Annotated in this window: 8 protein-coding genes; all 8 read left to right on the top strand. The window is 46.9% G+C overall.

Annotated elements, in window-relative coordinates; all coding sequences use genetic code 11:
- Positions 1–341 precede the first annotated feature (341 nt).
- Entirely contained in the window at positions 342–1,349 is a 1,008-nt protein-coding gene (gene rfbB, locus ACWB0I_RS06350; protein WP_479387207.1) for a dTDP-glucose 4,6-dehydratase, read from the top strand.
- Between the two features lie 94 nt (positions 1,350–1,443).
- Entirely contained in the window at positions 1,444–2,721 is a 1,278-nt protein-coding gene (locus ACWB0I_RS06345) for a polysaccharide deacetylase family protein (RefSeq protein ID WP_479387206.1), read from the top strand.
- A gap of 644 nt (positions 2,722–3,365) precedes the next feature.
- Positions 3,366–4,184, top strand: a complete 819-nt coding sequence (gene mutM / locus ACWB0I_RS06340) for a bifunctional DNA-formamidopyrimidine glycosylase/DNA-(apurinic or apyrimidinic site) lyase (RefSeq protein WP_479387205.1) — start codon at positions 3,366–3,368, stop codon at positions 4,182–4,184.
- On the top strand, positions 4,181–4,978 hold the full coding sequence (locus ACWB0I_RS06335; RefSeq protein WP_479387204.1) for an SAM hydrolase/SAM-dependent halogenase family protein: 798 nt from the start codon (positions 4,181–4,183) through the stop codon (positions 4,976–4,978). The genes mutM and ACWB0I_RS06335 overlap by 4 nt, the downstream gene beginning before the upstream one ends.
- A gap of 11 nt (positions 4,979–4,989) precedes the next feature.
- On the top strand, positions 4,990–5,943 hold the full coding sequence (locus ACWB0I_RS06330; RefSeq protein ID WP_479387203.1) for a CdaR family protein: 954 nt from the start codon (positions 4,990–4,992) through the stop codon (positions 5,941–5,943).
- Positions 5,940–6,944 carry a tRNA (adenosine(37)-N6)-threonylcarbamoyltransferase complex transferase subunit TsaD gene (gene tsaD / locus ACWB0I_RS06325; protein WP_479387202.1) on the top strand — a complete coding sequence of 335 codons (1,005 nt, stop codon included), beginning with the start codon at positions 5,940–5,942 and terminating at the stop codon, positions 6,942–6,944. The genes ACWB0I_RS06330 and tsaD overlap by 4 nt, the downstream gene beginning before the upstream one ends.
- A gap of 175 nt (positions 6,945–7,119) precedes the next feature.
- Complete coding sequence (locus ACWB0I_RS06320; protein WP_479387201.1) at positions 7,120–9,243, top strand: hypothetical protein; 2,124 nt, start codon at positions 7,120–7,122, stop codon at positions 9,241–9,243.
- A gap of 45 nt (positions 9,244–9,288) precedes the next feature.
- Positions 9,289–9,479: hypothetical protein (locus ACWB0I_RS06315; protein ID WP_479387200.1), on the top strand; the 191-nt coding region annotated here is incomplete at its 3' end.

The raw sequence follows: 9,479 nt of genomic DNA, 5'->3' as shown, positions 1-9,479 counted from the left end.
TTAATTCGTAATTTTAAATTTTTAATTAAAATTAATTCTTTGCCTGTCCGGCTGCCACAGCCGTCCAGACGGGCCTGTCCCCGAAGATCGGGATTTTCGCTGCGCTCCAACCGGCTGCCACGGCCAGTCGGGCGCTCATTGAGGTTTTTAATGGTTGCAGCTTTACTGCCTTAGTTTATCCTTAAAGGGCAGGTGATGGAATTTCCAGCTAATGAAATGACTATGGATTTGTATCGGACAATCGATGCTAATTGTATTAAAATATTTCATCTATTTTTGCCCTTTTTGCCTTTTTCTCATAAATTAAAGGAGTGAATACAATTTTAGGAGGAGAACAAGATATGCAATCCATTTTAGTTACCGGCGGTGCAGGATTTATCGGCTCCAATTTTGTCCGCTACATGCTAAAAAAATATCCCGACTACAGAATTATCGTGTTAGACGCTTTAACGTATGCAGGAAATCGTGAAAACCTTGCTGATCTGGAAAAAGATCCACGCTACCTATTTTATCATGGCAATATCTGTGATGCAACGGTGGTTGATAATTTGATGAGTAATGTTGATGCCGTGGTTAATTTTGCGGCTGAAACGCACGTCGATCGCTCCATCCATGAGGCTGGTTCTTTTATCGAAACAGATATTCGCGGCACCTTTGTCCTACTTGAAGCGGCCAAAAAACACGGCATCGAACGGTTTTTACACATTTCTACAGATGAAGTGTACGGCTCCATTGAAAATGGTTCTTTTAAAGAAGATGATCCTTTAATGCCAAATAGTCCTTATTCGGCCAGCAAAGCGGGCGGCGATCTGCTGGTGCGTTCCTACTTTAAGACTTACGGTTTGCCTGTGCTGATTACGCGTAGTTCCAATAATTACGGCCCTTATCAATATCCTGAAAAATTAATTCCTCTATTTGTCACCAATGCCATCGACAATCAACCTTTGCCTTTGTACGGAGATGGTAAAAATGTACGCGATTGGATCTATGTGGAAGATAATTGCGCCGGAATTGATCTGGTACTACACAAAGGTGAGCTGGGTGAAATTTACAATATCGGCGGTGGAAATGAACGGGAAAACATTTACATCACGCATTTCATCCTGGACTACCTGGGCAAGCCCGAATCATTAATTCAATATGTTACCGATCGTCCCGGACACGATCGCCGCTACTCCGTTGATACCAGTAAAATACGGGCCCTCGGCTGGGAACCGAAATGGAGTTTGGATGAAGGTTTAAAGCATACAATTGATTGGTATGTAGAAAATGAGACCTGGTGGCGGCATATTAAAGAAAAGCAGGAAGAATACAAGCACTTCTACGAAAAACATTATGCCAATCGTTAAACCTGCTTGCCAATTGAAAATTGTAAAAGCTGTTCCAGATCAGGGAACTTTTCGCCTCTGGAACAGTGCTCATTTTTTGCTACAAAGGTAGTTCATGACGCGCATCAAAAAGGCCTGCAAAAACCATCCAGAGCGTTTAAGCAGCAGGAAGTGTTATTATTGTCATGCGTTTATTTGCAGCGCCTGTCAGCACACCATCGAACATCACATCTTTTGCGGCCGCTGGTGTTACCTGCGCTGGAAGAGTCAGCAACTCTTTGAAAGACTGAACCTACGCAAACTGTACGACTTTCCCAGCCTTTTGCTGTTGGCCTTAATAATCCTGCTATTCCTTTATTTCAATCACAAAATATCGAACCTGACGGTTAAGCAACCCAGGAAGGTCGCAGAGGTAAAAAAAGATTCCATCTATTTTCGTCTCGACTCAACCTTTAGGCCGACTGCAGGGCGCACTTCCCTTGTCATAAGAGCCTCGCTGGGATTAACCGCCTCTCTTTGGCACAACGGGAAATTATTGACCTTTGCCCGGGAGCGATCCGGACAGATTGTTTTTAAAGATATTCCCTTGCGCTTTGGAAAGAACAAATTCATCATCTGGGCCCATCAAGAAAACGGCCAAATGTCGCTCATCGACTCGCTAACCCTCAATTTTTCTTCGGCCCGACTCCGTTATTTGAGTCGACCTGTCCAGCAGGTAAGAACAGAGAAAAAATGGTTGGCCTTAACCTTTGACGCCGGTTCCACCAGCCGCGGCGCGACACAAATTCTGAATATTCTAAAAGAGAAGCACATCCGTTGCACCATGTTCATTACTGGCCGTTTCCTGAGCCGTTTTCCTGAAATAGTGCGCCAGATGATTGAAGAGGGACACGAAATAGGGAATCACACCTTCAGTCACCCTCATTTAACGACTTATGCCCAAAATGGAATGCAGCAAAACGGTCAGCAGACCACGCGCGCTCTGGTAATGCGGCAGTTATTGAAAGTGGATTCGCTCTATTCCCAGTTCAGTGGGCGTCATTTAGCCCCATTCTGGCGGGCTCCTTTTGGCGAATACAATACACAAATATTGACCTGGGCCGCAGAAGCCGGATTTAAACACATCGGCTGGTCTGCCCATTGTGATGCTCTGGATTGGACGGTGGACAGCACCCAGGCCCTGTACCGCGGTTCGCAGGAGATTTTGGACCACTTTCTGGATCTGGAAAGGCGGTCCGGCCTTAAAGGCAAAATCATTTTGATGCACCTGGGTACGGATCGTAAACAAGACTTTCCCTATTTAATTTTGCCTGCGCTTATTGATTCTTTACAAAACAGAGGCTACCGCTTTGTAACGGTCAGCGAATTGTTGAATAGCGTTAGTTTGCCTTAGTCTACACATTACCATTGTCCGGGGAGGGTTTTAATTTGCCTGAAAAATTTTTTCAGGTTCATTGCAAAAAACATGAAGTCCGACTCCATCAACGAATCAATAAACACAAAAAACGCAAAGATGCCACTAAGGCAGCAAAGCCGCAACTTTTAAAAAACCCCAAAGAGCACCCGTCTGGCAAGGCGCAGCCGGTTGGAGCGAAGCGGAAATCCCGTTTTCGGGGACAGGCGATGAATGTTTTAAATTAAAAATTATTTGCCCTCACCCCCTAACCCCTTCTCCCCGCTTTGCGGGGCGAGGGGGAAATTCAGCCTGCCAGTTTAGGGCTCGAGCTAAAGCTCGAGTTACGTTTGAGGCGTTGATTCGAAATGACAGTTGGCACAAGGTCCCACTAATGGTCATTTCGATCGATGCCCAGATTGCATGGAGACAGGGCAGAGAAATCTTTTTTCGACGTAAGGCATAAGAGCGAAACCTATTGCGCAATTCTGGATAGGTTAAGAATCGGCTGCGCAGGAAACGCTGCAATGGGGGAAAGGGTCTTTCTACCATAAAATGCAGTAATGCCATATATTCAAATTTTGGAATGCATTCCAATCATTCTTAAATTCAAAACCATCACAAGTGAAGAAAAAAGGATGTTCATGCCGGAATTACCAGAAGTAGAAACCGTTGTGCGTGAGTTACGGCCGCTGATAACAGGTAAAACCATAACAAGTATTGAACCCTTATGGGGCAAAACGTATGAGAATCGTGCGCCTGTAAAGATTTCCGGCCAAAGTATCCGGCGCCTGTTACGCCAGGGCAAGTATATCATTTTTGAACTCAGTTCAAGCGCATTAATCATTCATCTGCGCATGACCGGACGTCTTTCTTTTAAACGTGGCGCCATTGCCCGGCAAAACCATGACCATCTGCGTTGTGTGATCCATTTTCAGAATGATGAACATCTGTTATTCGAGGATACGCGTAAATTCGGACGCATTTACCATGTTTCTGACCAAGTCGAAATATTAAAACAGGTAGGTCCCGACGCCCTGGATCCTGATTTTACGTTTAAAGATTTTTATCAAACATTACAAAAGCGAAACATGGGCATTAAAGCCTTTCTAATGTCACAAAAGTGGATTGCCGGATTGGGAAACATTTACACGGATGAGAGTCTCTTTCTGGCCAGGCTACATCCCCAACAGGCCTGTTCGACGATCGGTAGACAACGAGCAAAAACTCTTTTTGAAGCTATTCGTTTCATTCTGCAGCGCGCTGTAGAAAACATGGGCAGCACCATATCCGATTATCGGGATGCCTATGGCAATCCTGGTAGAAATCAGCATTATTTTAAAGTGTACCGGCGGGCCGGGCGAGCCTGTTTCGAGTGTGGTACACCCATAGTAAAACAAAGGATTGCTGGACGCGGCACGCACTTTTGTCCGCATTGTCAGAAAATCAGGGGGCAAAAATGATCATTACACTGATGACCGATTTTGGCACCAGAGATGGTTACGTGGGCAGCGTCAAAGGAATTCTGTTAAAACACGCTCCCCAGGCCCAAATTATTGATATTACGCATGCCATTCCAGCTTTCAATATCCAACAGGCTGCTTACACGCTGGTTAATTATTACGATTCATTTCCGGCTGGTACCGTGCATCTTATTGTGGTTGATCCCGGAGTGGGCAGTGCGCGCAAAGCGCTGATTGTCCGAACGATGAATTACTATTTTGTGGGCCCGGATAATGGAGTTTTTAATTTTGTTCTGAAAAAGGAAGCCTATCAGGCCTTTGAAATTAAGGCGGAACTGGTCAATCCGCAGGGACACAGCAGCACCTTTCATGGAAGAGATATTTTTGCTCCGGCTGCCGCCATGCTGGCCAGTGGCGTCAAACCAGAAGAGATTGGGGTGCCACTGGATCGCATTACCATCGATGACCACCAGGAACTGATTGTGGAAGAAAACATCTGTAAAGCCGCCATCGTTTCGGTGGATCATTTCGGCAACATTATTTTTGCTCTTTCCAGGGCTGATTTGAAACATTGGAAAAAAGCCATAAAATTCGTAAATTTTAAAAATTTTACAAGCGACAAAATCTGGGACTATTACGCCCAGCAGGAAACCGGCAAACCGCTCGTCTTGTGGAACAGTAAGGACATGCTGGAGATTGCCCTGTCTCAGGGAAGAGCAGTTGACTATTTTAAGGCAGACGCGGAGCGCGATCGGGCCATAATTGAATTGATCGATGTAAACCAGAAACCTTGAAAGTTTGATTCATGAAAATACTGGGCAAGGAGATAAAGTCAGAAAATTACCGGGCATTGCTGGGTTCTTTTTTCCTGGCCTTACTCCTCTGGGCTGCGGTAACCACGGACAAAACCTATTCCATTCGCGTGACTTTACCCTTCGAAATTTCCCGCCTGGCTAACGGCTATGTTTTGATCGAACAACCGCCCAAAACCATTGTTCTCAAATTAAAAGGCAAGGGCCGCGCCCTGTTAGGCCTATATTTTTACAAGCCGGTCATTAAAATCGAGCTGCCTTCGGTGGACCATTCTATGGCTATTGATTTGCGAGACTACCAGAACCAATTTTATGTGGGCCAGGAATTAGGCATTAAAGTGGAAGACGTACTGGAGCCCAAAAAGTTAGCGTTAAAGGTCGACCATTACAAAGAGGCCCTCAAACCGGTGGCCATTAAACACAATATTAAGCCCCTGCCTGGCTATAGCCTGACCGGTGTTTTCCCACAGGTGGATTCGGTTAAGGTCATGGGGCCAGCCGGCCTTGTCGATCAGATTTTTCATGTTGAAAGTGAAACGGTTCATCTTGAGAAGGTCCGCTATCCCGTTACAGAAAGCGTGGAGCTTTTTTCGCCCTATCCGGGCATCGTGCGCATTGATCCTCAGGTGATTGATGTGGATTTCAGAATCGAGCAGATTGTGGAAAGACAGCTCTACAATATTCCCATTCAAATAATTGGTGCTCCGGAACACCTGGAGCCCAGAGCCATCCCGCCGGTCATTGCCGTGCGCATTAAAGGCAGCGAACAAAAAGTTAAAGCCATTCAACCGGAACAGATCACGGCCATTTTTGATTATCAAGAAGATTTTCGGATTGGAAGAAGCCACTATCTGCCCAGAATTGAACTGCCAGAGGGCATCTCTGTGGTGCAGATCAGTCCCAGGTCGTTTCGTTTAATTTTGAAGAAGAAGGAAGAGAGCCAATGAGAATATTAGGCGTGGAGACCTCCTGTGACGAAACTTCTGCAGCGGTCATCGAAGATCAGCGTGTGCTGTCCAATATCATTTCCTCGCAGGAAATTCATAACCGGTTTGGCGGGGTTGTGCCGGAATTAGCTTCCAGGGCCCACATTCGCATGATCATTCCCATTGTTCAAAAAGCACTTGAGCAAGCTGGAGTGGGGCTTGAAACTCTGGACGGCTTTGCCGTGACCTATGGTCCGGGGTTGGTGGGGGCCTTGTTGGTTGGTTTGAATTTTGTAAAGGGATTGGCTCTGGCCAGACAAAAGCCCTTTGTGGGCGTCAATCATATTGAGGGCCATATTTACGGTAATATTCTCTCTCAAAAGCACATTGCCTTTCCCATTATTTTCCTGATCGTATCTGGAGGACACACGCAACTGGTGCTTATGGAAGACCATCTTAAATACCGGATCATTGGCCAAACCCGTGATGATGCCGTTGGCGAGGCCTTTGACAAAGGGGCCAAATTGCTGGGACTGGGCTATCCTGGTGGCCCTTTGATTGACAAACTGGCCCGCGAAGGCGACCCCGATTTCTATCGCTTTCCGCGCGCCAGGCTAAAAGACAATCCATTTGATTTTAGTTATTCCGGCTTGAAAACCGCCTTACTGGTTTTCCTGCAAAAATTGTCTGAAGATGAAAAACAGCGGCATCTGAAAGATATTTGCGCTGCCTATCAACAGGCCGCGGTTGAGGTGCTGGTGCTTAAAACCATTCAGGCTGCCAGAGAATTTAATGTCCGACGCGTGGCGATTGCCGGCGGTGTGGCTGCCAATTCCTTACTGCGTTCCTGGCTAAATGAGGAATGCCAGCAGAATGGCTTTGAATTTTATCTGCCGGATGTGGCCTACTGCACCGACAATGCCGCTATGATTGCCCGCGCAGGAATGGAATATTTAAAACGCGGGCAGCATTCGGACCTGTCGCTGAATGCCTATCCCGCCCTAAAATTAGGAAATCAATAACGATGCTGAATGGAACAAACTATGGCCTGGTAAAAGCTGGAACTGAGCCCTGTTTGAGGAAACAATTATGCACGAACCGAATCGTATCAGCGGTTTGCCTGCAACCTCCTGCGCCGGACAATCCATTCCACCAATTAACCAATCAACCATTCAACCCTAACCCCCTGCTGATGCCATGCCAGAACTAATCCGATTAAATATTCCATTCATCGTCATTTTGCTGATGGCCGGGCTCGCTTTTGGGCTGAGTTACCTTTTCTATCGCAAAACCAATCCGCCTTTGCCGCCTTATGGACGCTGGATTTTGCTCGTTTTACGCGCGCTCACGCTGTGGCTCCTGTTTCTCATTTTTTTAACCCCTACAGCCCAACTCATTTTTCTGCAGGAGAAATCAGAATCTATTTCGGTGTTTGTGGATAATTCCGGGTCCATGGGGACGCAGGAAGATGGAGGTTCGCGCTGGGAAAAGACAAAAGAGGTGATTCGCTCATTGCAGCGCGCTCTTCCCCAAGAGCATGTCCAGTGGTTTGCTTTTAATACACGAATTACCAAAATTACCCATCCTGATAGTTTGCAACCGACAGAGGGGGCTACGAATTTTCAGCAGGTATTGGATTACCTGCGGAAACACAAATTTGACAAAACAATCATTGTCAGCGATGGCGTAGTTACAGATGGACGGTTGCTCTCCATTAATCAACAGGTGGGGGGAGCCATTTTTACTGTGCCTGTGGGTAAAATACTCAGCCCGGTGGATGTGTTCATCAGCGAAGTACAGACGCCCGCAACCGCTTATCAGAATGACACCATTCAGGCAGCCGTCATCGTCGGCGCCCGAAATCTTAAAAAAAACATAACCCTTAATTTGCAGATCAAAGAGCGTAAGACTCCGATCGCTCGACGAACCATTCAACTAACGCCTGGCAGCGGCCAATTTCGTTTTGTTTTCAATTATTCTTTGCAAAAAACGGGATTACATCATCTGACCTGTGAAGTTGAGGCGGTAGAGGGAGAGAGCAACACGCAAAACAATCGTTTTCATTTTGTTCAGGAGATTTTAAAATCCAGAAAGAGAGTGGGGCTCTTTGCTTCCTATCCCAATTACGACCTCAAGTTTTTGAAACTGGCTATTGAAACCTTGCCCCGCTTCAGGGCAGAGACCTTTGTGGAAGACAATCGGGGCCGATTTTTACTTAAAAGTCCGCTGAGCCATCTGGACAGCATGGATATCTGGATCTTTGTTGACTTTCCTGGTCCCGGCACGTCGGAGGTTTTTCTCCAACAATTAAGCGCCAGCTGGCAGAACACGCGCCAGAATCTGCTTTTAATGGTCGGCTCGCATTTTTCTGAAGGCAAATTTCAGCAAATTTCCGAGCGCTTTTCTGGCTTGCGCTTTTCTTCTAAAACAGGAATTAAGGAGCTGACTCCGCTTGCTCTGAATACTCCGGAAGCGGCCGCTTTTGTGAATCTGTTTAATGATCCGTCCAGCAATCAACAGTTCTGGAGCCTGGCGCCCCCGCTGCAAAGCGTTCATCTCAATCTCAAGGTAAATAAATCCAGCACTGTGCTGGTTCAAACTTCATTTAAAGGTCGTTTAATTCCGTTAATTTTTTTGAATGATGGGCCTCCAAAAAGCGCGGTGGTCAATGGATTGGCCTTGTGGCGCTGGCACTTTTTGTTGCAGCCCAACGATAAAATCAATGAGGGCTACACCATCTTTATGGAAAAATTATTGGGCTGGCTTGGACAGCGTACGCCCTTTAAACCGGTTAGCCTATCTATCGACCGGAAAAGCGGTCATATCGGTCAGCCGTTTAGAGTAGAAGTGCGTGTGGTGGATAGCCGTCAGCAGCCGGTTCCCAATAGTTCTGTGGTCCTGACGGCTCATAATGGCAGCCAGTCGTTCAGCCTGCCGGTCCAAAAGGATGAGCAGGGGCGGTTCAAAGCCCAATTTACGCCAGTCCGCTCAGGAGACTACAAACTGGTTGCCCGCGCCTTTGAAAATAATCAGGAATGGGGCGCCGATTCCAGCCGGGTCATCATTATTCCCCTGAACAGAGAGATGATTCGTCTAAGTCCCGATACCCTGTTCCTAAAAAAATTGGCCACCTTTAATCGAGGTCAACTCATCCCGGCAGATTCCCTGACGGCACGTCTGCGGCCCTTGCTTTCTGCCAAAAAGCAGGTAGTGCGCCGCGAAAAAGAGATTGAGCTGTGGTACAAGCTGGGACTTCTGATGTTAATCCTGTTCATTATTTCCACTGAATGGGCATTGCGTAAACGCTGGAATTTGATTTAAGGCAGCATAGCCGCAACCTCTAAAAAACCGCAAGGGGCGCCAGTCATGCTGCCGGGCAGGCCCGTCTGGCCACCGGACAGGCCCGTCTGGCTGGCGCAGCCTGACAGGTCTGGCCGTGGCAGCCGGTTGGAGCGCAGCGAAAATCCCGATCTTCGGGGACAGGCCCGTCTGGACGGCTGTGGCAGCCGGACAGGCAAAGAATTAATTTTAATTAAAAATTTAAAATTACGAATTAA

This window comes from Caldithrix sp., assembly GCF_056497305.1.
Note: the sequence above shows the minus strand (reverse complement) of the source record. Positions and strands in the feature narration are given on the sequence as shown.

Bases quoted from the DNA above. Each gene is read 5' to 3' on its own strand.
- ACWB0I_RS06345 (WP_479387206.1), top strand. From the start codon at position 1,444: ATGACGCGCATCAAAAAGGCCTGCAAAAACCATCCAGAGCGTTTAAGC.
- rfbB (WP_479387207.1), top strand. From the start codon at position 342: ATGCAATCCATTTTAGTTACCGGCGGTGCAGGATTTATCGGCTCCAAT.
- ACWB0I_RS06320 (WP_479387201.1), top strand. From the start codon at position 7,120: ATGCCAGAACTAATCCGATTAAATATTCCATTCATCGTCATTTTGCTG.
- tsaD (WP_479387202.1), top strand. From the start codon at position 5,940: ATGAGAATATTAGGCGTGGAGACCTCCTGTGACGAAACTTCTGCAGCG.
- ACWB0I_RS06330 (WP_479387203.1), top strand. From the start codon at position 4,990: ATGAAAATACTGGGCAAGGAGATAAAGTCAGAAAATTACCGGGCATTG.
- ACWB0I_RS06335 (WP_479387204.1), top strand. From the start codon at position 4,181: ATGATCATTACACTGATGACCGATTTTGGCACCAGAGATGGTTACGTG.
- mutM (WP_479387205.1), top strand. From the start codon at position 3,366: ATGCCGGAATTACCAGAAGTAGAAACCGTTGTGCGTGAGTTACGGCCG.